25 protein-coding genes, 4 tRNA genes, 2 pseudogenes and 1 riboswitch are annotated in these 25,805 nt (G+C 66.4%); of the genes and pseudogenes, 22 read left to right on the forward strand and 9 right to left on the reverse strand.

Features of this window, described 5'->3' with window-relative positions:
• Positions 1–7: 7 nt before the first annotated feature.
• The 14 genes and pseudogenes from A9K58_RS16155 to A9K58_RS16220 all read left to right on the forward strand — a co-directional run bounded on the left by A9K58_RS16155 (position 8) and on the right by A9K58_RS16220 (position 12,319).
• A pseudogene (locus A9K58_RS16155) lies at positions 8–2,407 on the forward strand (DNA internalization-related competence protein ComEC/Rec2).
• 3 nt (positions 2,408–2,410) lie between these two features.
• Positions 2,411–3,073 (forward strand): MotA/TolQ/ExbB proton channel family protein, encoded by a 663-nt coding sequence (locus A9K58_RS16160; RefSeq protein ID WP_065200312.1) that lies wholly within the window; start codon positions 2,411–2,413, stop codon positions 3,071–3,073.
• Between the two features lie 3 nt (positions 3,074–3,076).
• Positions 3,077–3,499, forward strand: a complete 423-nt coding sequence (locus A9K58_RS16165) for an ExbD/TolR family protein (protein WP_065200313.1) — start codon at positions 3,077–3,079, stop codon at positions 3,497–3,499.
• The gene (msbA, locus tag A9K58_RS16170) at positions 3,496–5,244 is read left to right on the forward strand and encodes a lipid A export permease/ATP-binding protein MsbA (RefSeq protein ID WP_065200314.1); all 1,749 of its coding nucleotides are present in this window, start codon (positions 3,496–3,498) and stop codon (positions 5,242–5,244) included. Before A9K58_RS16165 ends, msbA begins: the two co-directional genes overlap by 4 nt.
• Complete coding sequence (lpxK, locus tag A9K58_RS16175; protein ID WP_065200315.1) at positions 5,244–6,263, forward strand: tetraacyldisaccharide 4'-kinase; 1,020 nt, start codon at positions 5,244–5,246, stop codon at positions 6,261–6,263. Before msbA ends, lpxK begins: the two co-directional genes overlap by 1 nt.
• Before the next feature lie 75 nt (positions 6,264–6,338).
• The gene (gene kdsB, locus A9K58_RS16180; protein WP_065200316.1) at positions 6,339–7,112 is read left to right on the forward strand and encodes a 3-deoxy-manno-octulosonate cytidylyltransferase; all 774 of its coding nucleotides are present in this window, start codon (positions 6,339–6,341) and stop codon (positions 7,110–7,112) included.
• Positions 7,109–7,591 (forward strand): low molecular weight protein-tyrosine-phosphatase, encoded by a 483-nt coding sequence (locus A9K58_RS16185; protein ID WP_065200317.1) that lies wholly within the window; start codon positions 7,109–7,111, stop codon positions 7,589–7,591. Before kdsB ends, A9K58_RS16185 begins: the two co-directional genes overlap by 4 nt.
• Positions 7,588–9,000, forward strand: coding sequence for an NHL repeat-containing thioredoxin family protein (locus tag A9K58_RS16190; protein WP_065200318.1), 1,413 nt, complete (start codon positions 7,588–7,590; stop codon positions 8,998–9,000). Before A9K58_RS16185 ends, A9K58_RS16190 begins: the two co-directional genes overlap by 4 nt.
• The gene (uvrC, locus tag A9K58_RS16195) at positions 8,997–10,841 is read left to right on the forward strand and encodes an excinuclease ABC subunit UvrC (RefSeq protein WP_065200319.1); all 1,845 of its coding nucleotides are present in this window, start codon (positions 8,997–8,999) and stop codon (positions 10,839–10,841) included. Before A9K58_RS16190 ends, uvrC begins: the two co-directional genes overlap by 4 nt.
• A gap of 18 nt (positions 10,842–10,859) precedes the next feature.
• Positions 10,860–11,486, forward strand: a complete 627-nt coding sequence (gene pgsA / locus A9K58_RS16200; RefSeq protein ID WP_010486073.1) for a CDP-diacylglycerol--glycerol-3-phosphate 3-phosphatidyltransferase — start codon at positions 10,860–10,862, stop codon at positions 11,484–11,486.
• A 152-nt stretch (positions 11,487–11,638) separates the two neighbouring features.
• Positions 11,639–11,714, forward strand: a tRNA-Gly gene (locus A9K58_RS16205).
• Positions 11,715–11,872: 158 nt separating this feature from the next.
• Positions 11,873–11,948 (forward strand) — tRNA-Gly (locus A9K58_RS16210).
• A 154-nt stretch (positions 11,949–12,102) separates the two neighbouring features.
• A tRNA-Gly gene (locus A9K58_RS16215) sits at positions 12,103–12,178 on the forward strand.
• 67 nt (positions 12,179–12,245) lie between these two features.
• Positions 12,246–12,319: transfer RNA gene (locus A9K58_RS16220), tRNA-Cys, on the forward strand.
• A 190-nt stretch (positions 12,320–12,509) separates the two neighbouring features.
• Here the strand turns inward: A9K58_RS16220 and A9K58_RS16225 are convergent.
• Positions 12,510–13,085, reverse strand: coding sequence for a flavin reductase family protein (locus tag A9K58_RS16225; protein WP_407070835.1), 576 nt, complete (start codon positions 13,083–13,085; stop codon positions 12,510–12,512).
• Between the two features lie 257 nt (positions 13,086–13,342).
• On the opposite strand from A9K58_RS16225, the gene A9K58_RS19940 reads away from it, so the two are divergent.
• Together A9K58_RS19940 and A9K58_RS16230 are read left to right on the forward strand one after the other, a co-directional pair.
• Positions 13,343–13,696: a helix-turn-helix domain-containing protein gene (locus tag A9K58_RS19940; protein WP_231109336.1), complete on the forward strand. Its 354-nt coding sequence runs from the start codon at positions 13,343–13,345 to the stop codon at positions 13,694–13,696.
• Positions 13,697–14,089: 393 nt separating this feature from the next.
• On the forward strand, positions 14,090–14,359 hold the full coding sequence (locus A9K58_RS16230; protein WP_065200321.1) for a hypothetical protein: 270 nt from the start codon (positions 14,090–14,092) through the stop codon (positions 14,357–14,359).
• Positions 14,360–14,406: 47 nt separating this feature from the next.
• Here the strand turns inward: A9K58_RS16230 and A9K58_RS16235 are convergent, their stop codons facing one another.
• The gene (locus tag A9K58_RS16235) at positions 14,407–15,486 is read right to left on the reverse strand and encodes an alpha/beta hydrolase family protein (RefSeq protein WP_065200322.1); all 1,080 of its coding nucleotides are present in this window, start codon (positions 15,484–15,486) and stop codon (positions 14,407–14,409) included.
• Positions 15,487–15,762: 276 nt separating this feature from the next.
• Between A9K58_RS16235 and A9K58_RS16240 the strand changes: the two genes are divergently transcribed.
• Positions 15,763–16,596, forward strand: coding sequence for an AraC family transcriptional regulator (locus A9K58_RS16240; RefSeq protein WP_065200323.1), 834 nt, complete (start codon positions 15,763–15,765; stop codon positions 16,594–16,596).
• Between the two features lie 3 nt (positions 16,597–16,599).
• On the opposite strand, the gene crcB is transcribed toward A9K58_RS16240, so the two are convergent.
• Positions 16,600–16,992, reverse strand: a complete 393-nt coding sequence (gene crcB, locus A9K58_RS16245; RefSeq protein WP_065200324.1) for a fluoride efflux transporter CrcB — start codon at positions 16,990–16,992, stop codon at positions 16,600–16,602.
• Between the two features lie 81 nt (positions 16,993–17,073).
• A riboswitch (Fluoride riboswitch) is annotated at positions 17,074–17,137 on the reverse strand.
• A gap of 22 nt (positions 17,138–17,159) precedes the next feature.
• The gene (locus A9K58_RS16250) at positions 17,160–17,561 is read right to left on the reverse strand and encodes a helix-turn-helix transcriptional regulator (RefSeq protein WP_065200325.1); all 402 of its coding nucleotides are present in this window, start codon (positions 17,559–17,561) and stop codon (positions 17,160–17,162) included.
• Positions 17,562–17,672: 111 nt separating this feature from the next.
• Here A9K58_RS16250 and A9K58_RS16255 point away from each other — a divergent pair, with 111 nt between their 5' ends.
• Positions 17,673–17,882, forward strand: a complete 210-nt coding sequence (locus tag A9K58_RS16255) for a helix-turn-helix domain-containing protein (RefSeq protein WP_065200326.1) — start codon at positions 17,673–17,675, stop codon at positions 17,880–17,882.
• A gap of 351 nt (positions 17,883–18,233) precedes the next feature.
• The gene (locus A9K58_RS16260; protein ID WP_065200327.1) at positions 18,234–18,470 is read left to right on the forward strand and encodes a hypothetical protein; all 237 of its coding nucleotides are present in this window, start codon (positions 18,234–18,236) and stop codon (positions 18,468–18,470) included.
• Position 18,471: 1 nt separating this feature from the next.
• On the opposite strand, the gene A9K58_RS16265 is transcribed toward A9K58_RS16260, so the two are convergent.
• Complete coding sequence (locus A9K58_RS16265) at positions 18,472–19,521, reverse strand: 4Fe-4S dicluster domain-containing protein (protein WP_065200328.1); 1,050 nt, start codon at positions 19,519–19,521, stop codon at positions 18,472–18,474.
• Positions 19,518–19,805, reverse strand: a complete 288-nt coding sequence (locus A9K58_RS16270) for a hypothetical protein (protein ID WP_065200329.1) — start codon at positions 19,803–19,805, stop codon at positions 19,518–19,520. Before A9K58_RS16270 ends, A9K58_RS16265 begins: the two co-directional genes overlap by 4 nt.
• 179 nt (positions 19,806–19,984) lie before the next feature.
• Between A9K58_RS16270 and A9K58_RS16275 the strand changes: the two genes are divergently transcribed.
• Positions 19,985–20,425 (forward strand): group III truncated hemoglobin, encoded by a 441-nt coding sequence (locus A9K58_RS16275; RefSeq protein WP_065200330.1) that lies wholly within the window; start codon positions 19,985–19,987, stop codon positions 20,423–20,425.
• A gap of 44 nt (positions 20,426–20,469) precedes the next feature.
• On the forward strand, positions 20,470–21,879 hold the full coding sequence (hemN, locus tag A9K58_RS16280) for an oxygen-independent coproporphyrinogen III oxidase (RefSeq protein ID WP_065200393.1): 1,410 nt from the start codon (positions 20,470–20,472) through the stop codon (positions 21,877–21,879).
• A gap of 122 nt (positions 21,880–22,001) precedes the next feature.
• Here hemN and A9K58_RS16285 read toward each other — a convergent pair whose 3' ends face one another.
• The 3 genes from A9K58_RS16285 to A9K58_RS16295 all read right to left on the reverse strand — a co-directional run bounded on the left by A9K58_RS16285 (position 22,002) and on the right by A9K58_RS16295 (position 24,919).
• Positions 22,002–22,238: a hypothetical protein gene (locus A9K58_RS16285; RefSeq protein ID WP_065200331.1), complete on the reverse strand. Its 237-nt coding sequence runs from the start codon at positions 22,236–22,238 to the stop codon at positions 22,002–22,004.
• Positions 22,239–22,799: 561 nt separating this feature from the next.
• Positions 22,800–24,284: an XVIPCD domain-containing protein gene (locus A9K58_RS16290; RefSeq protein ID WP_065200332.1), complete on the reverse strand. Its 1,485-nt coding sequence runs from the start codon at positions 24,282–24,284 to the stop codon at positions 22,800–22,802.
• Positions 24,281–24,919: a hypothetical protein gene (locus A9K58_RS16295; RefSeq protein ID WP_065200333.1), complete on the reverse strand. Its 639-nt coding sequence runs from the start codon at positions 24,917–24,919 to the stop codon at positions 24,281–24,283. Before A9K58_RS16295 ends, A9K58_RS16290 begins: the two co-directional genes overlap by 4 nt.
• A gap of 471 nt (positions 24,920–25,390) precedes the next feature.
• Here A9K58_RS16295 and A9K58_RS19945 point away from each other — a divergent pair.
• Positions 25,391–25,739 (forward strand): annotated as a pseudogene (locus A9K58_RS19945) (hypothetical protein); the annotation flags it as partial.
• Positions 25,740–25,805: the final 66 nt, after the last annotated feature.

Here is a 25,805-nt window from a genome sequence, read left to right on the forward strand (position 1 = left end):
CTGGGGGATGGCTACCAAACGATCCACTCCGCCCGTGTTCGGCGCGGGCTGCGCCGCCGGCCTGGTACTGGGTGCGTTGGCCTGCGTGCAAATGCCGGTGCTGCCGACGCCGTGGCTGTGCGCGCCGCTGGCGGTCGCCAGCGGTACGGGTTGGTTGCTGCATTGGCGCGGCCGGGCGTGGGCAGCCGCCCTGTTCGGCCTGGCGTGGACGGCATTGCACGGCCACTGGGCACTGGACGGCCAGCTTCCGCCCGGCGCACCCGCATAGGATGTCCGGGTTCGCGGGCAGGTGGTCGAGCTTCCGCAGAGCGGCCCCGGCCACACGCGCTTCGTGCTGCACGTTGATGAGGCGAAGGGGCTGCCAGCGTGGCAGGGCAAGCGCCTGCAGGTCATCTGGAACGACCCCTGGCGCGGGGCGCCGGCGCGCGGCAAAGAGGTGGGACGCCACACGGTTCGTGCCGGCGCGCACTGGGAACTTGCGTTGCGTGTGCGCGCGCCACGCTCGCGGATCAACCCCGGAGGTTTCGATGGCGAGCGCCACGCACTGCTGCGGGGCATTTCCGGTATCGGCACGGTGCGGGACCCGGAGGCCGCGCGCGAGCGGCGGCCCCCGCGCGGCCTGCAGGCCTGGCGGGAGCGCAGCAGTGCCGGGATCGCCATACAGGTGGGGCACCCCGCCGCGCGGTTCGTGCAGGCGCTGGCACTGGGGGATACCCGGGGCATGTCGGACGCCGACTGGGAGCAGTTGCGCGCGCTGGGGCTGACCCATCTGGTCGCCATTTCCGGATTCCACGTCGGCGTGGTGGCGGGCTTCGGCGTGCTGCTATGCCGCTTGGCGTGGTGGCTGTGCCCGGCACTGGGACGGTACTGGCCACGGCCGCAGGCAGCGGCGTGGGGGGCGGCACTGGCCGCAACCGCCTATGCCGTGGCGGCCGGTGGCGCACTGCCGACGGTGCGTGCGGCGCTGATGATCGGCCTGGTGGCACTGGCCCGCAGCGGGCGGCGCCCGGCCAGCGCGGGGCAGGGCCTGGCGCTGGCCGCGGTAGTGCTGCTGTTGCCGGCTCCTCTGTCGGTGCTGGCACCCGGCTTCTGGCTCAGTTTCGGTGGTGTGCTGTGGCTGTTGTGGTGCCTGCCGCGGACCGGGCCGGACGGCATCGGCGCTGGCCTGCGTGGGTTCCTCGCCGCGCAGGGCGTGGCAGGCCTCGGCCTGCTGCCCTTGGGCGTGGCCCTGTTCGGTGGTACCGCACGGCTGGCGCCGCTGGTGAACCTGCTGATCATCCCGTGGTGGACGCTGCTGGTGGTACCGCTGTCGCTGCTTGGCACGGCCCTGCAGGTGCTGCATGACGGAGCCGGGCGCTGGTCGTGGCGTGCAGCGGCCTGGCTGTTCCAGCTGAGCTGGGACCTTCTGCAACCGATGGCACTGCATCCGCACGCGATGTGGTGGCTTGCCGAGTCGCCCGCCTGGGCGGTACCTGCGGCACTCCTGGGAGTGCTCTGGTGGTTGCTGCCGCGCGGGGCCGGAGGTGGCCTGGCGGGCCTGCTGCTGTGCCTGCCGCTGTTGTGGCCGGCACGCAGGGCGCCGGCCGAAGGGGAGCTGGAACTGTTGCTGCACGACGTCGGGCAGGGCACGGCGGTGCTGCTGCGCACCGCACGGCACGCGCTGTGGTACGACGTCGGGCCGCCGACCGGTGGCGACGGCAACGAGCGGATCCTGGTGCCGTCGCTGCGCGCGCTGGGCCAGGCGCCGCCGCGGCAGGTGATGCTCAGCCACGACCATCTGGATCACACCGGCAGCCTGCCCAGCCTGCGTCGGCAGTTGCCCGGCCTGCAGCTGCTGGCACCGCCTGGCAGCGCCATCGCCGGGGCCGCGCCTTGCCAACAGGGCGTGCGCTGGCAGTGGGACGGAGTCGACTTCCAGGTGCTGTACCCGCCCGCGGGCAGTACGCAGGCCGAGAACGAGGACAGCTGCGTGCTGCGCATCGCCAGCCGCCACGGCGTGGTGCTGCTGCCGGGCGATATCGGCCGGTCGGCCGAACAGGCACTGCTACGGATGTCGCCGGCGGCGCTGAAGGCGGATGTGGTGCTGGTGCCTCACCACGGTAGCGGCGGTAGTTCCAGCGCGCCCTGGGTGGCGGCGGTGGCGCCACGGCTGGCGCTGGTGTCGGCCGGCCACCGCAACCGCTTTGGCCATCCGCGCGAGGACGTGGTCCGGCGCTGGCAGGCGCAAGGCGCCGAAGTACTGGCTACGGCCGAGTCCGGCGCGATCCGCGTATGGCTTGGCGCACAAGGGCTGCAGCTGCGTGAACAACGTATCCATGCATCCCGGTGGTGGGATGCCGCTGGGCGGGCGCGGTCGGCTGCTATCCTATCGCCGATCGAACAAGCGGCCGCTGGGCCGGAGGGTTGAAACGTGTGGGAACTGGTCAAGGCCGGTGGCTGGCCGATGGTGCCGCTGCTGCTGTTGGGCGTACTGGCTTTGGCGATCATCCTGGAGCGTTTCTGGTCCCTGCGGCGGGCTGAAGTCCTGCCGCCCGGCCTGGGCCAGGAAGTGCGCAACTGGGCCGCACGCGGCAAGCTCGACCCGGCGCATCTGCAGAGCCTGCGCGCCAACTCGCCGCTGGGGGCGCTGCTGGCCGCCGCGCTGGAAGCACGCAATCGGCCGCGCGACCAGGTCCGCGAGCGCATTGAAGACACCGGCCGCCACCTGGTGCATCGCATGGAGAGGTTCCTCAACGCCCTCGGCACCATCGCCTCGGCGGGGCCGCTGCTGGGGCTGCTGGGCACGGTCATCGGCATGATCCAGATGTTCCTGGGCATCCTCGACCATGGCGTGGGTGACGTGAACCAGTTGGCCGGTGGCATCGGCAAGGCGCTGGTATGCACCGCCACCGGCATGATCGTGGCCATCCCGGCGCTGATGTTCCATCGCTACTTCAAGGGCCGCATCCACGGCTACGTGGTGGAAATGGAGCAGGAAGCCAGTGCCCTGCTGGACACGCTCGACGGTCGGCCGGGTGTGATGAACGCGGCACCGGCCGCACGCGCGGCCAACGCCGCCACCGCAAAGGCCTGATCGATGCGTATCGGCAACGACCGATCCCAGGATGAGCCCCATATCGACCTGGTGCCGCTGATCGACGTCATCCTGGTGCTGATCATCTTCTTCGTGGTCACCACCACGTTCGACGCGCGATCAACACTCCAGGTGGAGCTGCCCACGGCCAGCCAGCAACCCAGCAACGAGCCGCCGCGCTCGTTGAGCGTGCTGATCAACGCCGAAGGCCGCTACTTCATCAATGACCAGGAAGTACTGCGCAGCGACGTCGAGTCGGTCAAGCAGACCATCGCGGCCGTCGCCGGCGACGACCGCACCCAGCCGGTGCTGCTGCGGGCCGACGCGCGCACGCCCTACCAGGCCGTGGTGACCGCGCAGGATGCGCTGGGCCAGCTCGGTTTCCGCCGTATTGCCATTGCAACAGCACCCGAGGTGCGTCCATGAGTTCCAATCACGCGCCGGTGTGGCCGATCTACAAGCGACTGCTGGGGTATACCCGCGCATACTGGGTATTCATGGTGGCGGCTGTGATCGCCATGGTGGTCGAGGCCCTGGCCGGCTATCACTTCACCAAGCTGATGGAGCCGTTGGTCAACCGTGGCTTCGTCAATCCGGAGCCGCGCATGGCGGTGATCCTGCCGCTGACCATCCTGGGCTTGTTCCTGATGCGCAGCGTGGCCACCTGGGTCAGTGACTATGCACTGGCCAAGACGGGCCGCAGCGTGGTGCGGGACCTGCGCGAGCAGGTGCTCGCCAAGTACCTGCACCTGCCGTCCTCGCACTTCGATACCGAAGCCACGCCGGTGATGGTCAGTCGCCTGAACTTCGATACCGAGCAGGTCACCCAGGCCAGCGCCGACGCACTCAAGACCGTGGTGGCCGATACCCTGACCATCATCGCCATGCTGGCGGTGATGCTGCAGATGAGTGTCAAGGTCACCGTGGCGATGCTGGTGGTGGTGCCGCTCATCGGTGTGATCGTGTCCTATGTGGGCAAGCGCTACCGCCGCATCAGCCGGGGCATCCAGGATGGCATGGGCACGATGGCCCAGACCGCCGAACAGTCACTGGCCGCCCAGCAGGAAGTAAAGGTGCATGGCACCCAGCAGCACGAGATCACGCGTTACTCGCGCCTGGCCAACCGCATGCTTGCGCTGAACATGAAGGTGGAGATCACCCGGGCCGCGGCTTCCAGCGTGGTCCAGTTCCTCGCCGCGCTGGCCCTGGCGGTGATCGTCTGGGTGGCCACCCGCGAGGCACTGGCCGGCCGCCTCAATGCCGGCCAGTTCATGGGCCTGATGACGTCGATGATGGCGATCATCCCGTCACTGCGCCGCCTGACCAGCGTGCAGACCTCGATCTCGCGTGGCGTGGCCGCCGCCGAGCGCCTGTTCGGAATCCTCGACATGCCGGTGGAGCGCGATGAAGGCCGCAACGCGGTGCGGCGCGTCCGCGGTGAACTGGCGTTCGACCACGTCATGCTTCGCTACCGCGAGGACAGCAGCATCGCCCTGGACGACATCAGTTTCGTTGCGAAGCCCGGGACGGTCACCGCCATCGTCGGCCGTTCCGGCAGCGGCAAGACCAGCCTGATCCGGCTGGTGCCGCGCTTCTACGAACCCAGTGGCGGGCGCATCACCCTCGACGGGGTGGCGCTGGACGACTATCCGCTGGCCGACCTGCGCCGCCAGGTGGCGATGGTCGGGCAGAAGGTCATGCTGTTCGACGACACCATCGCCGCCAACATCGCCTATGGCATGGATGCGAGCGATGAGCAGATCCGCGCCGCGGCCGAAGCGGCCAATGCGTGGGAGTTCATCGAACGCATGCCACAACAGCTGCAGACGCCGGTGGGCGAGAACGGCGCGCTGCTGTCCGGTGGCCAGCGCCAGCGCCTGGCGATCGCCCGTGCGATCCTGCGCGACGCGCCGATCCTGATCCTTGACGAGGCCACGGCCGCGTTGGACAACGAGTCCGAGCGCCTGGTCCAGGACGCGCTGCAGCGCCTGATGCCGGAACGCACGACGCTGGTCATCGCGCACCGCCTGTCGACCATCGAGCATGCCGACCAGGTGCTGGTGATGGACCATGGCCGCATCGTCGAGCGCGGTACCCACAAGGAACTGCTCGCCCTGGGGGGGCTGTACCAGCATCTGCACAACATGCAGTTCCGCGAAAGGCAGGACTGATGGCAGGCAAGGGTACCCAGACGCCGCCCTACTGGTACGACGGCAGCCCGATCCCGTGGGCGATGCGCCTGCTGGCACCCCTGTACGCGGGTGTCACCGCGCTGCGCCGGCGCGCCTATCGGCGTGGCTGGCGCAAGCACCACGCGCTGCCGGTACCGGTCATCGTGGTCGGCAACATCACCGCTGGCGGCACCGGCAAGACGCCGCTGACCATTGCCCTGGTTGAACGCCTGCGTGCAGCCGGCTGGAAGCCGGGCGTAGCCAGTCGTGGCTATGGCCGCGAGGAGGAGGGCAAACCGCTGTGGGTTCAGGCCGACACGCCAGCCGCCATGGGCGGAGACGAGCCGGTGCTGATCGCGTGGAAGACCGGCGTTCCGGTGCGCGTGGACCGCGACCGCGTGGCTGCGGGCAAGGCACTGGTCCAGGCAGGTTGCGACGTGATTGTCTGCGACGACGGCCTGCAGCACTACCGGCTGGCGCGCGACATCGAAATCGAAGTGATCGATGCCCAGCGACGCTACGGCAACGGGCGGATGATTCCGGCCGGTCCGCTGCGCGAACCCATCAGCCGTGCCACCGAATGCGATTTCCGCGTGGTGAACCTCGGCCAGGCCGAGGAGGAAACCGCGGCCCAGGCCTGTGGCTTCGGGCAGTGGCCGATGGCCCTGCATATCGACAGCGCGCAGCCGCTGACCGGTGGGCGTGCGCGCCCGCTGGCCTACTTCAAGGGCCAGCGCGTGCACGCCGTGGCCGGCATCGCCCATCCGCAGCGCTTCTTCGACATGCTGCGCGCGCGCGGTATCGGCGTGGTGCCGCATGCCTTCGCCGATCACCAGGCTTACCAGGTGCAGGACCTGTCCTTCGGTAGCCAGCTGCCAGTGCTGATGACCGAGAAGGACGCAGTGAAGTGCCGTGCGTTCGGCAATGACTGGCACTATGCGGTGCCGCTGCGCGCCGAGCTGCCTGCCGCGTTCTGGGTGGCGCTGACCGATCGCCTGGACAAGCTGCGACCGAGCTGAGTGGCGTGCCGGCGCTTGCATTCACGCGCCGGCACCCGCATTCCCGTTGTAACGAGCCTGCCGAGTACTGCCCGCATGACCGAATTCGTCGTCGCCATCCCGGCCCGCTATGCCGCCTCGCGGCTGCCGGGCAAGCCGTTGCGCCTGCTGGGCGGAGAGCCACTGGTGCTGCATGTGGCGCGTCGCGCGCTGCAGGCTGGTGCACGCGAAGTCTGGGTCGCCACTGACGACCTGCGCATTGCCGATGCGTTGTCAGGACTGGCCGAGGTCAGGGTGGCAATGACCGCAGCCACGCACTCGTCCGGTACTGATCGCCTGGCCGAGTGCGCGCGCATCGCAGGCTGGTCCGATGACACCGTGGTGGTCAACCTGCAGGGCGACGAACCGTTCGCGCCGGCGGCCGGCATCCGGGCGGTGGCCGAGGCCCTGGCCGAGGGCAGGGCACCGATGTCGACCCTGGCCACTCCGGTCGAGGACGCCCCTACGCTGTTCGACCCGAACGTGGTCAAGCTGGTGTGCAACGTGCGCAACGAGGCCATGTACTTCAGCCGCGCCCCGATCGCTTGGCATCGTGATGGTTTCGCGCGCAGTCGTGACACCCTGCCGGATGGCCATGCCTGGCTGCGCCACATCGGCATCTACGGTTACCGCGCCGGCTTCCTGCAGCAGTTCGCGGCGATGCCGCAGGGGCAGCTGGAGCAGGTCGAATCGCTGGAGCAGCTGCGTGTGCTGGAAGCCGGCTACCCGATCAGCGTGGCGATCTCGCCCGAACCGTTCCCGCCGGGCATCGACACACCCGAGGACCTGGAGCGCGCAGAGGGGCTGCTGCTGGCGATGGCTGCGCGATGAAGCTGCTGGTCGTCTGCCTCGGCAACATCTGCCGTTCGCCGATGGCTGAAGGGGCCTTGCGCGCGCGCCTGGACGCTTCTCCGCTGGCCGGGCGCGTACAGGTCGATTCGGCTGCTACCGGCAACTGGCATGTGGGCGAGCCACCGGACCGGCGTGCGATCGCCTGTGCGGCCAGGCACGGCGTGGACATCGGCGGGCTGCGCGCGCGCCAGCTGCAGGCAACGGATTTCGACCGTTTCGACTGGGTCCTGTGCGCCGACGATGCCAATCTGCGCGATGCCGGGCGCCTGGCATCGGCTGCCCAGCGCCAGCGGCTCGCGCTGTACCTGCCCTGGTCGGGCGGGCAGGGGGCGATCCCGGACCCGTACACCGGGGGCAGCGATCATTTCGAACAGGTATGGTCGCTGGTCGACGATGCTGCAAAACGTGCGGTGGCACGGCTGTTGCATGACGCCGACTCCGGCATAATCGGGCCATGAATGTCCAGCCCGTCCCGGACCTGCCCGAGTTCGCCTCCTGGCTCAACGCCACCCCCTGTACCCTGACCGAACTGCGTGGTCGGCCGGTTGCCCTGCTGTTCGTGAATGCGGCCTCCGCCTGGAGCGCGCAGCGCCTGGCCGAGTTCGGCCAATGGCTGTCGCGCCATCCGGGCAGGCTGCAACCCTTGGTGCTGCAGGTGCCGCGTTTCGATTTCGAGCGCGACGCCAGTGCCACACTCAAACTGCTGCGCCGCCAGGGCCTGGCGATGCCCGTGCTGCTGGATGCCGACTGGGATGGCTGGCGCCGCTTCGGCGTCACGGCCTGGCCGACCATGGTGCTGCTCGATGCGCAGGGCCGCGAGCAGCAACGGCTGGTCGGGCAGGGTGCACCCGGTGAACTCGAACGCGCCTTGAACGCCCTGTGCCAGGGCGCCCCTTCGGCGCCGCCGAGGGGGGGCAGCGAACTGCATCCGGAACCGCGGCAGGCGCTGCGCTTCCCGCTGGGGCTGGCGGTCAGTACCGAGCGCCTGTACATCGCCGACAGCGGCCATCACCGCATCCTCGAATGCAGCCATGGGGGTCGTATCCTGCGCCAGTTCGGCCTCGGCACCGCCGATTTCATGGACGGGAACCTTGCCGAAGCGGCATTCCACCGCCCGCAGGCGCTGGTGCTGGAACGCGACTCGCTGTACGTGGCCGACACCGGCAACCACGCCGTGCGTCGCATCAACCTGCTGACTGGCATCGTCGACACGCTGTGCGGCAACGGTCGTCCCGGTGCGCCGGTGGAAGGCCCGGTCGCACAGGCGCGGCAGGTGTCGCTGGATCACCCGGTTGGCCTGGCCATCGCCGACAACCAGCTGCACATCGCCATGGCGGGCGACAACCGCATCTGGAGCTATCACCTGGGCCAGCGCAGCCTGCAGTGGCGCGCGGGCAGTGGCGCCATCGACGAGCGCGACGGCAGTGGTCACCTGGCCGCCTTTGCACAGCCGACCGCGTTGGCAGTGGTGCAGCAGGTGCTGTACGTGGCCGACGCGCTGGGTTCCTCGATCCGCGCGCTGCAGCTCCGCGGTGACCTGGTGCAGACCCTGGTCGGGCAGGGGCTGTGGCGCTTCGGCAGTGAAGACGGCCCGCGCGCACAGGCCAGCCTGCAGTTCCCGCAGTCCATCGCGCTGAGCCCGGATGCGCCGCTGCTGTGGATCGCCGATACCGGCAACGGCCGCCTGCGGACGTTGCGCCTTGGTGGTGGAGAGCTGACCACCCAGCCGCTGCCAAGGCGCCTGCATGGCCCGGCCGGCCTGGCGGTGGGCGCGGGTGCGGTATGGATCGCCGAGACCGACGCCCATGCCGTGCTGCGTTTCGATCCTGAAAGCGGCGTGCTCAGCGAAGTCCCGATCAGCGAATGACCGACGTCCCCGCCCCGGCCTTCGACGGCAAGGCCTTCGCGGCCCAGCTCAGCACGGCACCCGGCGTGTACCGCATGTATGCCGCTGACGACACCCTGCTGTACGTGGGCAAGGCCCGCGCATTGCGCAACCGTGTCGGCAGCTATTTCAACGGCAGCCCGAAGAACGCGCGGATCATGTCGATGATCTCGCAGATCGCGCGCATGGACGTGACCGTCACGCGCTCGGAAGCCGAGGCGCTGCTGCTGGAAAACCAGCTGATCAAGTCGCTGTCGCCGCGCTACAACGTCTCGCTGCGTGACGACAAGACCTACCCGCATGTGCTGCTGACCCGCGAGGACTGGCCGCGCATCGCGCTGCATCGCGGCCCACGCGCCATTCCCGGCCGCTATTTCGGGCCGTATCCGGGTGTCACTGCAGTACGCGAAACGCTGAACCTGATGCACAAGCTGTTCAAGCTGCGCAGCTGCGAGGACAGCGTGTTCCGCAACCGCTCGCGGCCGTGCCTGCAGTACCAGATCGGCCGCTGCAGCGCGCCCTGCGTGGAGCTGGTGCCGGCGCCGGAGTATGCAGAATCGGTGCGTCGCGCCGCGCTTTTCCTGGAAGGCAAGAGCGACGAGTTGACCCGCGAGCTGGGCGAGCAGATGCAGGCCGCCAGCGAGGCCCTGGAATTCGAGCAGGCCGCGCGCCTGCGTGATCTGATTTCCTCGCTGCGCAGCATGCAGACCCGCCAGTACGTGGACGGGCGCGCCGCAGACCTGGATGTGCTGGCCGTGGCCATGCAGGGTTCGCAGGCCTGCGTGCTGCTGTTGGCCTTCCGTGATGGCCGCAATCTCGGCACCCGTCCGTTCTTCCCGCGCACCAACGGCGAGGAGAGTCCCGAGGAAGTGCTGGCTGCGTTTGTCTCGCAGTACTACATCGAATTCGAGCCGCCGCGCGAGATCCTGCTGGACCGCGAAATACCCGACGCCGACCTGCTGGTTGCCGCGCTGTCGGCCTCGGCCGAGCGCAAGGTGCAACTGAAGTGGAACGTGCGCGGCGAGCGCGCCGGCTACGTGGAACTGGCCAGCCGCAACGCGCAGCTGACCTTGGCCACGGAACTCAACAGCCGCAACGCGCAGCACGCGCGCAGCGATGCACTGCGCGACATGCTGGGCCTGGCCGAGCCGGTGAAGCGCGTGGAGTGCTTCGACATCAGCCATACGCTGGGCGAGGCCACCGTGGCCTCGTGCGTGGTATTCGATGCCGCGGGCCCGGTCCGCGCGCAGTACCGGCGCTTCAACATCAGTGGTATCGAGCCGGGTGACGACTATGCCGCCATGCGCCAGGCCATCGACCGCCGCTTCCGCCGTGCGGTGGAAGAGCAGGGCGTATTGCCGGATGTGCTGCTGATCGACGGTGGCGCCGGCCAGTTGGCCCAGGCCCAGGCCGCGCTCGCCGACCTGGGCGTGGAAGGCGTGCTGCTGGTGGGCGTGGCCAAGGGCGTGGAACGCCGCGCCGGTCACGAAGCGCTGGTGATGCCCGACGGTCGCGAGCTGCGCCCGGGCGCAGCCAATCCAGCGTTGCAGTTCATCCAGCAGGTGCGCGACGAGGCGCACCGCTTCGCCATCACCGGTCACCGCGGTCGCCGCCAGAAGGCACGGATGACCAGCAAGCTGGAGGACATCCCCGGCATCGGGCCGCGCCGCCGCGCCAGCCTGCTCAAGCATTTCGGCGGCCTGGTCGGCCTGAAAGCCGCTGGCGAAGCGGAAATCGCCAAGGTGGAAGGCATCAATGACGCCCTCGCGGCACGTATCTACGCTAACCTGCACGGGTTGGCCACGCCCGATGCGGCCGAGTAGAGAGAGAAGCGCGCAAGCATGAAGTTGACCCTGCCCACCTGGCTGACGTTGTTGCGGATCGTGATGATCCCGGTGCTGGTGCTGGTGTTCTACCTGCCCTATACCTGGACCAACTTCGCTTCGGCGGCGATCTTCGGCCTGGCCGCGATCACCGACTGGCTCGACGGCTGGATCGCACGCCGTTACCAGCTGGAGTCGGCCTTTGGCGCGTTCCTCGATCCGGTCGCGGACAAGCTGATGGTGGCAGTGGCGCTGTTCCTGATCGTGCAGGGTCACCCGACGCCGTGGATGGCGTTCTGGGCAGCGGTCATCGTCGGCCGCGAGATCGCGGTGTCGGCGCTGCGCGAATGGATGGCCGAGCTGGGCCAGCGCGCAAAGGTGCGCGTGGCGATGATCGGCAAGGTCAAGACCACCGCGCAGATGGTCGCGCTGCTGTGCCTGTTGTATTCGGTGGCGCCCAACGTGCCCGTCGAAGACATCTGGATGGGCTGGCCGGTGTTCCATATCGGCGACTGGACCCTGGCCATTGCCGCGGTACTGACGTTGTGGTCGGGCCTGCAGTACCTGCACGCTGCTTGGCCGAGCCTGCGCGAAGACGAGCGCGCTGCACGCGAGCGTTCGCGGCAGAAAAAGCTGGGCAACTGAGCGCGGGGTCGGATCCCTTTCCGCAGGAAAGGGCTCTGACCCCATCGATGCTCAATCCACGCTATGCGTGGATACGCAATGCAAGGTGCCTCGCAGACCCTGGAAAAAGCGCTTGACGCCATTTCCAGAACAAGTAGAATTTCGCCTCCCAAGCGGGAATAGCTCAGTTGGTAGAGCGCAACCTTGCCAAGGTTGAGGTCGCGAGTTCGAGTCTCGTTTCCCGCTCCAGGTTCAAGAAGAACGCTCCCGGAAGGGGGCGTTTTTCGTTATGGATGCCGCGAAGCCTGCGCCTGGGGCGGCATCGCACGCCCGGCGGAAATTCCTGTTGACGCCGTGCAGCAATATCGACACAATAGCGCTCCTTCGACGCAGGTCGAACGAAATCTGCGGGAATAGCTCAGTTGGTAGAGCGCAACCTTGCCAAGGTTGAGGTCGCGAGTTCGAGTCTCGTTTCCCGCTCCAGATTCTACAGGGCCCCGGTTGGGGCCTTGTTTTTCTCCCGGTATGGCAGGCCGGGGCACGTTGGGCCGCAAGGCTTTGCGCGCAGTCAGAAAAGTGAAAGAAGGTGTGAAATCGCTGGTGTGGGCCCGGTACTTCCGGTAACATGGCGGCATACGCGGGAATAGCTCAGTTGGTAGAGCGCAACCTTGCCAAGGTTGAGGTCGCGAGTTCGAGTCTCGTTTCCCGCTCCATGTTCCGACAGGCCCCATCAAGGGGTTTTGTCATGTCAGGGGCTTCGTTCCTGGCGCGCGGTACGTTGGCCTCATGGCAGAGTGGCTATGCACCGGATTGCAAATCCGTTTACAGCGGTTCGATTCCGCTTGAGGCCTCCAATTGAAAAGCCCTGACCTTGGTCAGGGCTTTTTGTTTGGCGGGTTGCTGCGGCTGTCCAGGGCGAATACCAGTGGGCAGCTGCAATCCCGGGCGCGGGCGCGCCCCAATGTCGACCGGGTATTTGCGCTGGACCACAGGCCACATCCCGGTGCGGCGTGAGCGTGAGGCCCTGAGCGCCGCAACGTGGCCCTATGCCTGTTCCGGAATGGCAATGTGCGTTTCCTCCCGGAAATTGCGTCCGACCGGAGCGCCCACGCCAAGGTAATGCCGGAACAGGTAGATCAGCGGCTTCCAGCGCGTGACATCAATGTGCTCGGTACCCGCCAGAGTGATGTTCTCATGCGCGTGCACGCAGCGGATCTGCCCTTCGGCAATGACGAACCCTTGATCGTCGTCATCGCTGGGCCGGTGCATGGCCATCATCGTGACTTCCACCTGCAGCGGGCACTCGGCAATCGTCGCCGGTTCCACCTGCACGGACGGCACCGCGCTTAAACCCGCCAGTGCGAATTTGTCGCGCACGTGCACGTAGCCCATGGCTTGCTTGGCGGCGGGTACCGGGTCACGCCCGGTTGCACGCGCGATCGCTTCCACCTGTGCGGCCTGTGCGGCGGAAGGAAAATTCAGCACGCATCCGTTGTGCTGTTGCAGGTTGGCATAGCCCTGGCCTTGCGTTCCAAGGCCCAGCACCACCCGGTTGCCCAATGCCCAGAACGACGAGAGCGGGCTGATATTGGTGCTGCCGTCGGGATTGAGTGTAGTCATCAACAGGACCGGGGTGCCCGGGTACAGGACGGAGGGCGTGATGTGCCGACGTTGGATGGATGGAAAGGTCACTGTGGCTCTCGGAATGCGGGGCGGCCACTGTGCAACGGGGCAGGAGGCAGATGCTTCGGCCGGCATCGAACTGTCCGCTGGTCGTCGCATGCAACAATGCCGGGATGGTTCACGCCTCCGGCTCCCTTGTCAGTGTCGGCGCCCTGGTCGGTGACCAGGCGCGTGCTGCAATGCTCCTGCACCTGATGGATGGCCGTGCCTATACCGCCACGGAGTTGGCGCGGGTTGCCGGAGTGACACCCCAGACCGCGAGCGCGCATCTGCGGCGACTGATCGAGGGTGACCTGCTGGTCGCCATCCCGCAGGGGCGTCATCGCTACCATCGCTTGGCCTCGACCGAGGTCGCGGACATGCTGGAAGGCATGCTGCGCGTTGCGGCTCGCACGCCGTCCTGCACACGGCCGCGTCGCGCCGCATGCCGGGGCTGCGCGAAGCGCGCTCGTGCTACCGGCACATGGCCGGTGTTCACGCCGTGGCCATCACCGATCACCTGTTGCGGGCCGGGCACCTGCTGCCCTGCGAGGGGTATTGGCGGGTGAGTGCAGAGGGTGCTGGTTTCCTGCAACAGATCGGCCAGCCGCTGGCCGATCTGCTGCAGCAGCCAGTCAAGTCCAGGCCGGAACGCTATTGCCGCGGATGCCTAGATTGCACCGAGCGACGCCTGCACCTGGCGGGCCTGGTAGGCGAGGCCCTGCTGGCCAGCTTCGTGCATAACGGCTGGTTGCGGCGCGTCGACGGCCGGCGCGAACTGCAACTGATGCCACCAGGCCGCGAGCGATGTGGAGGCTGTTCGGGCTGGCGACCTGAGCAGCACCGGCCAGTCTCAGTCACCCACGACATGCGAAGGCGCTATGGTCAGAGTTCACGTCTCAGGGAGCTGCAATGGCGAACAAGGACAACACGGATCACCCCGGACAGGGAGCCCGCCGGCAATGAGCAAAGTCACGCCCGATGTGCGCTGGTTGACCTTCCGTTTGAAGAACGGGCAATCCATCGGACCGGACCGGTTGAAGGACGGATGGGTGATTGCCGCGGAAACCGCGCGTTGCGGGGTCCGTCGCGAGCATATCGAGGGGTCGGGCCTGGTCTATGCCCTGTACGCCCCGGCGAACCTGGCCTCGCCCCGGCGAGCGGAGATGCGAATGCGCGAGTTCCTGATGAACTCCGGCTACACCTTCACCATGGGCACGCTGGGGGGCTGACGCCGCCCGTGTCGCCATGGCCGGGCATGGCGTGCCGGCCTGCCGGTTCAGGGCCGTGCCGCTGCCTTCAGCGCTTCGACGACCTGCGCGCCGGAGAAGCCACAGTGGCCCTGGCCCACGGCGGGCAGCACCTTCGGCAGCGGCCGCGCACGTGCCTGTGCAGCCAGCAGCGGATACACCGCCTGCATGTGCGGCACGATGGTCGGATCGTCGTTGTTGAACTGGATCACCAGCGGTCGCTTCAACGCGCCTGTCAATGCCAGCCTGCTGCGCACGTACGCCTGTGCGGTGGGCACAGCCTCGAAGCGCTCCACGCCGGCGTTGAACGCGGCATCGTCGCCGAACCCGCTGTAGGCCACGCCGGCGTTGCCAACCGGCATGCCGCCACTGCGGTTGGCGAGTTCATGCAGGACCAGCGCGTGCAGGCTGATCGTGCCGGCCAGTGCGTTACTGGAAACCTGCAACCGTCGCGCCAGCAACGCGGCGCGCGATGGATCGCGCTGCAGCGCGTTGGCGATGCCCTGATACAGCGCGTCCTGCGGCAGTGCGATCGTTCCGCGCGAAGCCAGGCCGGCAGGCGGCAGTCCTTTGGCCGCAGGGAAGAAGTAATCGAACGCGACCAGCGTGGTCAGCAGATCGGTCGCGAGCTGTTCGCCGCTGAGATTGGCGCCGCACAATGAGACCCCTCCCGCGTAGTACTGCGGGAAGCGCTCGAGGCTGCCGACCGTCACCGCGCCCCCCATCGAGAATCCCAGCATCCAGGTCCGGCGCACGTGCTTGAGTTCGGCCTGCGCGCGCTGGCGCAGGCGTTCCATATCGGCGATCGCATCGGCCACTGCCCACCCCTGGCTGGAATACGCGCTCTGCGCGACGGCGTAGCCTGCGCCCAGCAACGGTGCGGTGCTGTCATTGGCGGCCATCGGCGTAGTACGTGGCACGCCCACCGGCTCGTAGCCGTGCGCCAGCATCACCAGCTCGCCATTCCAGTCGGCCGGCACGTCCAGGCGCCAGGGGGCGCCCTGCAGCTCACCGCTGAGCATGCGCGATGCAGTAGGTGACGCAGCCAGCAGCGATACCGAAGGCAGCAGCAGGCCGAGGGCGAGGGCGCATCGAAGCAGGGGACGCATCGTGGTCATTCCATCCGGGAATGGGACCGAGCATAGATGCCCGCGAAATGCTCCGCGCGCTGCACTGCCGCAGGGGTTGGCTGTGCACGCGTACGCGGATGTGCGCTGGCTGCGTGCCATGCACCACGCTCGCCGCAGGCCAGTGACGAGGGTTCGAGCAGGCCACCGGCCCCGCCGTGGCACCGCCGGCGGCAGCGGAAGCAGCGTTGGCCATCATGGCCGATTTCGGTACGATCTGCCGGATTGACTGCTTGCCGCTTGACCCGGAGTCCCGCCATGGTCGACCGCCTTGCCATCCTGCTTGAACGCTTCGCGGTGACTGCCTCGGTGTTCCATGCCGGCGCGCTGTGCGGCATCAACACCCTGCAGGGCGAGGATGACGCTGGCCAGCTGCACCTGGTGCGGCGCGGCCCGCTGCAGGTCAGCCACGGCCAGCAGACCGTGCAGGTCGAGGTGCCCAGCCTGCTGCTGTATCCACGGCCGATGCCGCATCGATTCAGCACTGATCCGCAGCACGGCGCCGACATGGCCTGCGCTAACCTGCATTTCGAAGGGGGGCGGCTCAATCCGATCAGCGCCGCGCTGCCGGATTTCATCTGCCTGCCGCTGGCCGATCTGTATGGCGGCAACGCTGCGCTGGAGCTGCTGTTCGAAGAAGCCTTCGAGCAGCGCTGCGGGCGGGCGGCGATGGTCAACCGCCTGTTCGAGGTGGTGATGATCCAGGTGCTGCGCCAGCTGATGGAAGGCGGCGAGATGCGTGGCGGCCTGTTCGCCGGGCTCGGTCATCCGCGGCTGCGGCTGGCGCTCGTGGCGATGCACGAAGCGCCGGCACAGGCGTGGACGCTGGAAGACCTTGCCGACGTGGCTGGCATGTCGCGCAGTGTGTTCGCCGCCAGCTTCCGCGAGGCAATGGGTACCACGCCGGGCCAGTACCTGCAGGGCTGGCGGGTGGGCCTGGCACAGCAGGCGCTGCGCCAGGGACGACCGCTGAAGCGGATTGCCAACGAAGTGGGGTACGGCAGTGAAGCTGCGCTGTCGCGCGCGTTCAAGGCGCACACCGGGCAGTCGCCGCGGCAGTGGCGCGGACAGGCGCGCGCTGGCGCGGCCTGAGCCTCAGCCCAACACCAGCCGGGCCAGTTTCATGCCACCGAACAGGCCCACCAGGCCCAATGCTACCGAGCCACCGGCGTAGAGGACTGCCAGCCCGTGCTGGCCCCGCTGCAGCATCACGCCGATTTCCAGCGCGTAGGTAGAGAACGTGGTGTAGCCGCCCAGTATGCCGGTGGCCAGCAGCAGGCGCAGTTGTGGCGAGGCGCCGTTGCGCAGGGCGAAAGCCTCGACCACCACACCCATCAGCAGCGCGCCGCTGATGTTGATCAGGAAGGTAGACCACGGCCAGGGGCTGCCGGCCGCCACCCGGGCGCCGATCAGGTTGCAGGCGTGGCGCAGGCACGCACCGAGGCCGCCACCGATGAAAACCAGGAAATAGTTGTTCAGAGCTTGCATCGCGTGCCTCGAGTGCGCTTCGCAGGGTCGATGGCGAACGCCGAGGGCAGGCACGGCCCGCCATCGACGAACACCGGGTTCGTCTTGGCAGGAGCCATCAGCCTTCTCAGGCGGTTATCGGGGGAGCCCCATCCCCATCGCGGTCCATGCTACCAGTGGCGGTGCATTCACGTCATCGAGGTCATCAGCACGCGGGCCACCTTGCTGCGGCTCAAGCCATCCATCAGCAGTTCGAAGGCCAGCAGGTCCAGTGCTGCATGGCGACGGTGGTCGATCTCAAGGCCGTTTTCCGCGACCAGGTGGCTGACCAGTTCGTAGGCGTCCTGCCAGACATCCAGATGTGCCTGGCTGGGAATGTAGGCGTTGCCGCGTTCGCCGACACCGCGCCCGCTCACGCCGTACAGGAGTTCGCGCGCATCCAGCTTGGCCGCATCGGCGATGCGGAACAGCTGTTCGGCCTTCACATGGGCAGGGCTGACGTGGTCGTTCAGCCAGTTGCTGATGGTAGCCGTCGTCGAATCGGCGGCGCGGGCCAGATCGGCTGGGCGTGGATGCCCGGCTTTCTTCATGGCGATGGCGAGTCGTTGGCCAAGAGTATTCATCTATGCAAGCCAGCTTAACGCGTGGATTGCAAAGAATCCTTGCCGCAAGAATAAGTCTGGTTAACAGAAGGACCGACCGTGACCGAATTCTGGAGCAAACGGCAGGTGCGCACCCGGCTGGGGTTCCGCACCGACGCCGAACTGGCGCGCTTCTTTGGCATCAGCCGATCTGCGGTGTCGCAATGGCCGAAGGACTTCCCGATCCCGGCGCTGCGACGGTACATCCTGCATCAGCGCTATCCCAACCTGTTCCCCGCAACGAATGCGACGGGACATGAACCGGCCTGAACTGCGTCATTGTTTGTCGCATCTAGCACGCTAAGCGTGATCTGCTAAGAGTGCTTAGCAAAATAGAGAGATTCGATGAATTCGAGCGTCGCGATCAGTTCCGTTTACCGGTCGCGAACGGTCAGCGGCTACGGCCTGTCGGGATCAGCCCATCCGGCCCCACCCGGCTGGCGTATGTAGTTTCGTGAACGATTAATAATTTCGATCGCGAAAGTTGCCGCATGTAATTGACCTGTCGTGAAATCTGTGACTAATTGGGATCAACCGGGTGTGAAGCCCGGGAATCTTTCAGTAGCACGCAAGTGAGTCGGTAGACCGTTAACGATGCAGAACAAGTCCAACGGAGGTCGTATGGAATACGGCATGCATGGCTTGGCTGAACGGGTACGCCGCGAACTGGAAGCCAGTTACCACAAACACGGATGCGGTCCGGCGTTCTGGGATACTTACCAGCAGGTGCTGGACCGCTTGGTTCCGCAGGGAACCGAGCGTACCGAAGTCACCAATGAAATGGCGCTGATCATCGAGCAGTTGGGCATCGTGCGGCGTGCACAGCTGGTGCCGCCGCATGCCAGCGGGGCGCGCTGACTCAGAGCAGGCGCCACGCGCCGCAGGCAAGCAGCGCCAGCAGCATCGACAGCAGGGCAAGGGTTCGCGGGCGCCACCAGCGCCGCGGTTGCCCGGCCATCGACTGCGGACTGCAGTAGTGAACCAGCCCCGGACCGAAACCGGCCTGGTGCTGTTGCTGTGCACAGGCTTCCAGGCAGGCACCGCAGGCCAGGCAATCGGCCTGTGGTCCCTGGCGGATGTCCAGTTGCATCGGGCACGCGCGGACGCAGGCTGCGCAGTCGGTGCAGTCACCAAGGCGGTCGGCACTGAAGGTCGGCATCGGTCCTGCCAGCAGCGGGTGCGCGGCGCGGAACACGTAGTCTTGCGCGGTGGTCGGATCGAGCAGGCCACGACCGCGGCCGAGCACGCCGCCCAGGCCGGAGGGGCGCGGCCCGCGAGGTTCACCGCGACGAGCGTCATACAGCATGCGCGGCGTGTGCGGATCGGTCAGCAGCGGCTGCATGCGCGCGAACGGGCACAGCGAACGGCAGACCTGCTCGCGCAGCTGGCCTGCGTTCCCCCACGTGGCCGCTGCATAGAACAGCACCCAGAATGTTTCCCAGCCGCTCCAGCCCGCACTGGGTGCGGCCGCCAACAGCTCCCGGATCGGGCTGAACAACCCGACGAAGGTGATGCCGGTCCACAGCGACAGCAGTCCCCAGGCGACCTGTGTGGCCGGGCGCGCCACGCGTTTCGGGAACACCTGTGCCACGCGGCGGGCACTCCAGTCGAAGGCGCGGCGCCAGAGCGTCTGCGGGCAGGCGTACCCGCACCAGACCCGGCCAGCCAGGTGGGTGAGCAATGCGAGGCCGACCGCAAGCACCGCGAGCAGGCCGATCATCACGCCCGCGTCGCCCGGCCACAACGTCCAGCCAAACACATCGAAGCGCCGCGCGTTGATGTCCAGCAACAGGGCCTGCCGTCCATCCCAACGCAGCCATGGCAGCGCGTAGAACGCCAGCAGGAAGGCTGCACTGAGCGCGCCACGCCAGTGCCGGGGAGGCGGGGAGAGGGTACACACCGTGCTCATCCCAACGGCAGCTCATCGTCGTCGTTGCCCGGCATCGGCCGCTGCAGATGCCAGGTGACTGCGCTGGACAACGCTGTCACCGTCCAGAACATGAAGAATCCGACGGTGTAGCCCAGTTCGCGGCTGATCGTTGTGCCCGGGAAGCTGATCGACTGCAGGCGCAGCGGGTCGACGAAGGCGAAGAACACCACGCTGGCCCCGCCAGCGGCGATGAAGCTGGGCCAGAGGATGGCACCCCATTGCTGGATCAGCCGTTGACGGCGGCTTGGAGAAGGTCTGTTCATGCTGTCCCGGATCAAAAAATGGGCGGCGCGTATACTCTGCCGAGGCCGGCGTGGCATCCGCAGGGCATGCTTCCTGCAAGCGTGCCAGCCTAGTTGGCGAGGCCGGTGCCGGCATTGATCTGGATCAACGGCCGTGCCGGCCATCTGCGGCACAGTGCCAGCGAGCTTTGAGTGACCCCATGAACACCCCCTCCCCACCTGTCCTTCCCGTTGCCTCGCCCGGCTTGTGCACCGAGCAGGAAGTGACCCGCCTGGTCCATGACTTCTACGCCCGCGTACGGAAGGAAGAACGTTTGGGGCCGGTGTTCGAGTCGCACGTGCATGACTGGCCGGGGCATCTGGCGCAGCTGGTTGATTTCTGGTCGGCCATGCTGCGGGGCACCCGCCGATTCAAGGGCTCGCCGATGTCCAAGCACATGGCCATCGAACTGGACAAGGACTTGTTCGATCGCTGGCTGGCGCTGTTCCGGCATACCACGGCCGAATGCGGCAATGCGCCGATGCAGGAGCTGGCCGACGACGTCGCGGCGCGCATCGGCGAAACCTTCTGGCGCCGCTACCAGATGCTGCGCTGGCCGCAGGTCGGGCTGCCGGTGCTGGGCAGGCCCGCCGGGGATTGATCTGGGTCAAGGCGGTGGTGGCTGCTTGGCGCGATGCTGGCGCCATGGACACGTTCTCTCCCGCCGCCGGTGGCTTGGCCTGGACTTTCGACCCTGACCTGCTGCGTCGGCATGATCGGCCGGGCCCGCGCTACACCTCCTACCCGACGGCACCGCACTTCCACGATGGCTTCGGTCCAGAGGCGCTGCGCCAAGCAATCACTGACAGCAACCCGTCGGCGCGCGCCCTGTCGGTCTATGTGCATGTTCCGTTCTGTTCCAGTCCCTGCTTCTATTGCGGCTGCAACCGTGTCATCACCCGTGATCGCAGTCGCGGGCACCGCTATGTCTCGCGTGTGCTGGCCGAGGCGGACCTGCTGGCGCCGCTGTTCGAACGTGGGCGCGAAGTCATTCAGCTGCATCTGGGGGGAGGAACCCCCAATTTCCTGGACGAAGAAGCAATGACCACCCTGGTGGACGGGTTGCATCGTCGTTTCAGCTTCAGCGATTCACCGCAGCGTGATTTTTCGATCGAGCTTGATCCCCGCTTCATCGATCCCGGTGACGTGGCGACGCTGGCACGCCTTGGCTTCAACCGTGCCAGCCTGGGCGTGCAGGATTTCGATCCGCAGGTGCAGGCGTCGATCAACCGCGTGCAGGGGGTGCAGCAGACGCTCGACGTGCTGCGCGCCTGCCGCGACAGCGGCATGCGTTCGGTCAACGTGGACCTGATCTATGGCCTGCCGGGGCAGAGCCTGGAGGGCTTCGGTCGCACCCTGGAGCGCGTACTCGCGCTACGCCCGGACCGGTTGGCGGTCTATGGCTACGCGCATCTGCCGCATCTGTTCCGTGCACAGAGGCAGATCGACGAGCGTCGGCTGCCCTCGCCGGACGCCAAGCTGGCGCTGCTCGGCCTGGCGGTGGAGACGCTGTCGGCGGCCGGTTACCAGTACATTGGCATGGACCACTTCGCGTTGCCGGAAGAGGACCTGTCGCGTGCGCAGCGCGCTGGCCAGCTGCATCGGAACTTCATGGGTTACACCACGCATGCCGACACCGATCTGCTGGGCCTGGGCGTCAGCGCGATCAGCCACGTCGGCGCCACCTACAGCCAGAATCCACGTGACCTGCCGTCGTGGGAGAACGCAGTGGACCAGGGTCGGCTTCCGGTCTGGCGTGGGGTGGCCCTGAGTGCCGACGACCAGTTGCGCGCGGAACTGATCCAGCGACTGATGTGCCAGGGCGAGGTTGATGGGGTGACGTTCGGCCAACGCCATGGCGTGGATTTCGAACGGTACTTCGCCGAGGACCTGCGCTCGGTGCAGCAGCTGCAGGCGGACGGCCTTGCCGAATACCGCAATGGCGTGGTGCGCGCCAGTGAACCGGGACGGCCACTGCTGCGCCTGCTTGCAATGTGCTTTGACCCCTACCTGCGTGCGGCGCACGAACAGCCGCGCTATTCGCGTGCAATCTGACGGGCGCGATGTCCAGTGCTGCCTTGGTGCCCGGAGCTGGAATCGGGTCCGCCGCGACGCGATATGAACTCCCGCGTCAACAACTTCCAGCGTAACGGATCACACGTGGCTCCATAAGGATGTCAGTCGATCTTCGCCCCAATATCTGCACTGGACTTCCGGCCATCACATTGCCGCTCCAACATTGCCTCGGCGCGATGAGGTGCGGACCAAGCCAGAACTCCAGGTGCGGACCCTACATAATCGATCAGGGCCAACATGTCCCTGCGGGATTCTTCTGGACCGACCAGTAAATTCTGCATGCTCCCCTTGTCACCCGCGATTGCGTTCATCGACAAGTGCAGCAGCTGCTTCAGCATACGAATGGCATTCCTCAACGCTGTAGTGTTCTGGCACCTCCTCGGGGTTGAGGGTTTCACCAGCACATCCAGCAGCCGAGCAAGCGACACCAAAGGCCAGTACAGCCGTAGTCATGGATATCATCGGAATCTGTCACATTCAGAGGCGAACGGAAATCAGTCTAGACATGGGGCGTTGAGGGAAGCAAAGCGCAGCCGCCCCTGGAAAAGTGAACGGAGTCGGCACGCGGCACGGCCTACATATCTTGTTCGTTCGCTTGAGCTGGGGAAGGCTGGCCGGTCCAGCACCGCACGAGCAGGTGCTCGCAAGCCAGACATTTGGGTTCACTGTCGTATGCACTACGAAGGACGGCACCGCAAATCGCAGCAACGAGCCTCGAACAATTCCGGCTGAATGCAGGTAGCAGCATAGTGGACCCGGCCGACGCCGGGTCCATTTCCCCTGATGGATGGCGCAGCTTTGCGCGATAGCATCGGGTGCTGCCTCCTCCCGGCCATGCCTCTTTTCGCCGGCTTCCTCCGCACGACCTGGGCAGTCAACTGGTCTGTGATGGACTGCTCCTACCCCATGCGCATCGCGGCGGGTGCCTGCTCCTGGGCGTGATTCTGCTGAGCAACCTGCTGTTGTGCTTGTGAGTGCTGCTCGAGCTTGGCGAACGACTGCTCCACGGGTGTCTTCGCCGCTTCGTTGATCGCCACCGATACCAGCCGGTGTGCACCGTCGAGTCTGCCCTCAACAGCGAACATGTGCTGGTCTGAGCCGTCGCGGGGAGGGTTGCCCAGCAGGACGTGATCGACACGTTCCAGACCCTGGCTCTTGGCCGTCGCGAACAGGCTGGTCGTCATGCGCTCGCTGGTTTCATCAAAGTCGCGCCCGTGCGTGGCATCCACGGCGGATACGCCGTCGCGAATCTGCTGGTAGAGCGTATGGTCAGGGTGGCCTGGCTTCCTGGGATCCAGGCCTGCCTTGTCCAAGGTGGATTCGATGCTTTCCTGCAACGGACTCTTGGGTGAAAAGCCCGGATTGCTCAGAGAAGGCGAGCCCTTGTCGGCTGCGTCGTGGACCAGTCGCTCACCGGGCTTCAGCGCAGTGTGGGGCCGTTGCTCTGCCTCGGCCTCGCGGCGAGCGTACGCACCGACTTCCTCGGTGCCACGCAGATAGTTGACGCCATCACGCAGGAGTCCAGGCCCGCCGCCGACAAGCACGGTCACTCCCGCGCGTAGTTGATGAATGTCGCTGCGGTACTCGGCAATCCGGCGCAGGTCCTCGGGATCTCTGATCCGGGCGTTGGGGTCGTCCAGCACGGATTGCACGGGCCCCTTGTCGGTCATGTGGTCAAGGAAATGGATCATTCGATGGGAGTCACCCAACTGGACCGCCACGGCGGCCGACATGACATGGCCGCTTTTCATCCCAAGTGACCCGAGAGAGGCGATGCGCTGGCCCTGCTCGGCATGGCGCAGAACCTCCAGTTCCTTGGGGAGCGCGTACATCTCCACCTTGCCGTAGTGCGGGCCACCAGCGCTGACCAGGTCGCCTGCCATGACATGGTTGGTGAACGGTGCCGCATTGGCCGGCTGGCCTTCAGGAAGTCGATACGCGAGTCCGGCAGCACCGTAAGGATTGAAGGCGTCGCCGGGGAGGTTGTAGCGGTGCGCGCTGATCTGTGCCAGCGCGCCGCCCAGGGAGTGGCCGGTGACGTAGACCGGACCATACCCATTCTCTTCAGCCAGCTTGATGGCCTGCTTGGTCAGGGCGAGGGCATCGCCGAGTTGTGCATTGACTCTGGCGGTGACCATCGCCGCATCGATGCCGCCGTCAATCAAAGGCTGGCGGTCGAACTCCGTTCCGCGATGGGCGACGATGACTTCGTTGGTTTGTCGGTTGTGGTAGATGGCGCCTTGGTATCCGCTGGAAGAATCCATGCGGGCCAATACCTCATATCTCGCTCCATCGATGATGGCGAACTCTGGTCCCTTCGGATCCGGGGCTGGGGCTACGTCGTAGATGTGATTTGAAATCGCAGCGCTCGTTCTTGGGTTCATGGCGCTTTTCCGTCAGTCCTTGAGGAAATTTCTATTGGAAAGTACTTCTGGCGATCGGCCATTGAGAGCCTGTCGAACAAGGTCTGCGACCAGGTATGTGCTCGCTCAGGGACCTGACCATCGATCAGGGGTGTTAGTGCTTTTTCTACGTATGTGGTGGAGGGGACGCCATCTCCGATTTCTGGAAAGAAGGCAGGTGCGGCGGTGTAAATCTCTCGGCCATCAATGACGATGGCAAACGATGCTTGCACGAAGCTCGGCGTCCATGTGCATGGGCCGCGCCCGTAATAGTCAGCGACCTCCATCCCATCCTTGAACACTGTAGTGGTGAACTCGCTCTCGCTGATGCGCTTTACTGGGAACTCAACTGACTGTCGCTTCGGAGCGTATTGCACACCCTCGAAGTTGTTGATCGGGGGGAGACAGAGTGGATCTATCTCGTACGAGACAAGAACCTTGGGAGTTGGGATATCCACAGGTGCATCATGGACCCGGATCACAATCGGTAGCGCATCCTTGGGTGCAGGATTCTCGCGGTAAACCGGGTATATGCGCTCCTTGCTGCAGCCTGAAATGGCTAGCGTCATCAAGGCGATCAACGCAATATGAGGAAGGGTTGGGAGGGATTTCAGCATGAGCGGTCCATGTCGCTGATTGAGGTGCTACGGGGCACGCCTGCACAGGGTTACTACGGAACATTGTTCTCGGCGCGTGAAGCTGCCGGCAGAGCTGCCCTGATTGTGATCGGCTGCACGATGGGTCTGGTCCTGGGAGGCGACACTTCGGGCAGATGCGACAACCGGCGCGCTGCAATCCGTCCGATCCCAGGACATCTATTCTTGCACATCGGTGGCATGGGGCCTTGCGATGTAATGTTCATCGGCCGTCCATTGCTCTGCGTCATCGACTATACGAGCCGTTCCGTGCTCTATGGTCCCGGGCTTGCGGGCCCTGGTATGCCAGCCAGGTCGGCTCTGCGCTTTAGTCGAGCTGGATCACGTCAAAGTCCGGGGCCAAGGTCAGCCAGCCCCGGCTGGCCGACGTCGATCACGGGGAGCTGGACGAATCTGCCGCACATGGCCGTAGCGTAGCCGGGCCGGTCGTGGCGGAAGATGTGGCAGACCATGGACGTCCGGGCGGCCAGCATCGCCCAAGGCAAGCGGTTTGCCGAGCGGTAGTGCGTGGCCAGGCTCTACCCGGAGCCGAAGCTGCGCGCGGCGGCAGCTCCCCTCACCGACAGCACCCCGATCCAGCTGGCGCCGGAGCCGCCCGGCCCGCCGCCGACGCGAGAGCGGCAGCAACAGGCCCGTCGGCTGGCTGACACCTCGGTCGCCGCCACGGCGCGGGTCAGGGAAGCGCTGGAACCCCCGGCCGCTGGCCGAGACCAAGCCTCGCCCGAAGGACGCCCGCAAGGCGTGGTTGAGGGCAGGGTCGGAGCAGTTGCGGCGAGGTGTTCAAGGCAGACGCGACATTGCGTCGCAGACGTCATCGGTTGCTCGCTTGGCATCATGTGCTAGAGCA

Source organism: Stenotrophomonas maltophilia, from assembly GCF_001676385.1.
Taxonomy (GTDB): Bacteria; Pseudomonadota; Gammaproteobacteria; order Xanthomonadales; family Xanthomonadaceae; genus Stenotrophomonas; species Stenotrophomonas maltophilia_J.

Bases quoted from the DNA above. Each gene is read 5' to 3' on its own strand.
- A9K58_RS16165 (WP_065200313.1), top strand. From the start codon at position 3,077: ATGCGTATCGGCAACGACCGATCCCAGGATGAGCCCCATATCGACCTG.
- msbA (WP_065200314.1), top strand. From the start codon at position 3,496: ATGAGTTCCAATCACGCGCCGGTGTGGCCGATCTACAAGCGACTGCTG.
- lpxK (WP_065200315.1), top strand. From the start codon at position 5,244: ATGGCAGGCAAGGGTACCCAGACGCCGCCCTACTGGTACGACGGCAGC.
- kdsB (WP_065200316.1), top strand. From the start codon at position 6,339: ATGACCGAATTCGTCGTCGCCATCCCGGCCCGCTATGCCGCCTCGCGG.
- A9K58_RS16185 (WP_065200317.1), top strand. From the start codon at position 7,109: ATGAAGCTGCTGGTCGTCTGCCTCGGCAACATCTGCCGTTCGCCGATG.
- A9K58_RS16190 (WP_065200318.1), top strand. From the start codon at position 7,588: ATGAATGTCCAGCCCGTCCCGGACCTGCCCGAGTTCGCCTCCTGGCTC.
- uvrC (WP_065200319.1), top strand. From the start codon at position 8,997: ATGACCGACGTCCCCGCCCCGGCCTTCGACGGCAAGGCCTTCGCGGCC.
- pgsA (WP_010486073.1), top strand. From the start codon at position 10,860: ATGAAGTTGACCCTGCCCACCTGGCTGACGTTGTTGCGGATCGTGATG.
- A9K58_RS16225 (WP_407070835.1), bottom strand. From the start codon at position 13,085: ATGACTACACTCAATCCCGACGGCAGCACCAATATCAGCCCGCTCTCG.
- A9K58_RS19940 (WP_231109336.1), top strand. From the start codon at position 13,343: ATGGATGGCCGTGCCTATACCGCCACGGAGTTGGCGCGGGTTGCCGGA.
- A9K58_RS16230 (WP_065200321.1), top strand. From the start codon at position 14,090: ATGAGCAAAGTCACGCCCGATGTGCGCTGGTTGACCTTCCGTTTGAAG.
- A9K58_RS16235 (WP_065200322.1), bottom strand. From the start codon at position 15,486: ATGCGTCCCCTGCTTCGATGCGCCCTCGCCCTCGGCCTGCTGCTGCCT.
- A9K58_RS16240 (WP_065200323.1), top strand. From the start codon at position 15,763: ATGGTCGACCGCCTTGCCATCCTGCTTGAACGCTTCGCGGTGACTGCC.
- crcB (WP_065200324.1), bottom strand. From the start codon at position 16,992: ATGCAAGCTCTGAACAACTATTTCCTGGTTTTCATCGGTGGCGGCCTC.
- A9K58_RS16250 (WP_065200325.1), bottom strand. From the start codon at position 17,561: ATGAAGAAAGCCGGGCATCCACGCCCAGCCGATCTGGCCCGCGCCGCC.
- A9K58_RS16260 (WP_065200327.1), top strand. From the start codon at position 18,234: ATGGAATACGGCATGCATGGCTTGGCTGAACGGGTACGCCGCGAACTG.
- A9K58_RS16265 (WP_065200328.1), bottom strand. From the start codon at position 19,521: ATGAGCACGGTGTGTACCCTCTCCCCGCCTCCCCGGCACTGGCGTGGC.
- A9K58_RS16270 (WP_065200329.1), bottom strand. From the start codon at position 19,805: ATGAACAGACCTTCTCCAAGCCGCCGTCAACGGCTGATCCAGCAATGG.
- A9K58_RS16275 (WP_065200330.1), top strand. From the start codon at position 19,985: ATGAACACCCCCTCCCCACCTGTCCTTCCCGTTGCCTCGCCCGGCTTG.
- hemN (WP_065200393.1), top strand. From the start codon at position 20,470: ATGGACACGTTCTCTCCCGCCGCCGGTGGCTTGGCCTGGACTTTCGAC.
- A9K58_RS16285 (WP_065200331.1), bottom strand. From the start codon at position 22,238: ATGCTGAAGCAGCTGCTGCACTTGTCGATGAACGCAATCGCGGGTGAC.
- A9K58_RS16290 (WP_065200332.1), bottom strand. From the start codon at position 24,284: ATGAACCCAAGAACGAGCGCTGCGATTTCAAATCACATCTACGACGTA.
- A9K58_RS16295 (WP_065200333.1), bottom strand. From the start codon at position 24,919: ATGCTGAAATCCCTCCCAACCCTTCCTCATATTGCGTTGATCGCCTTG.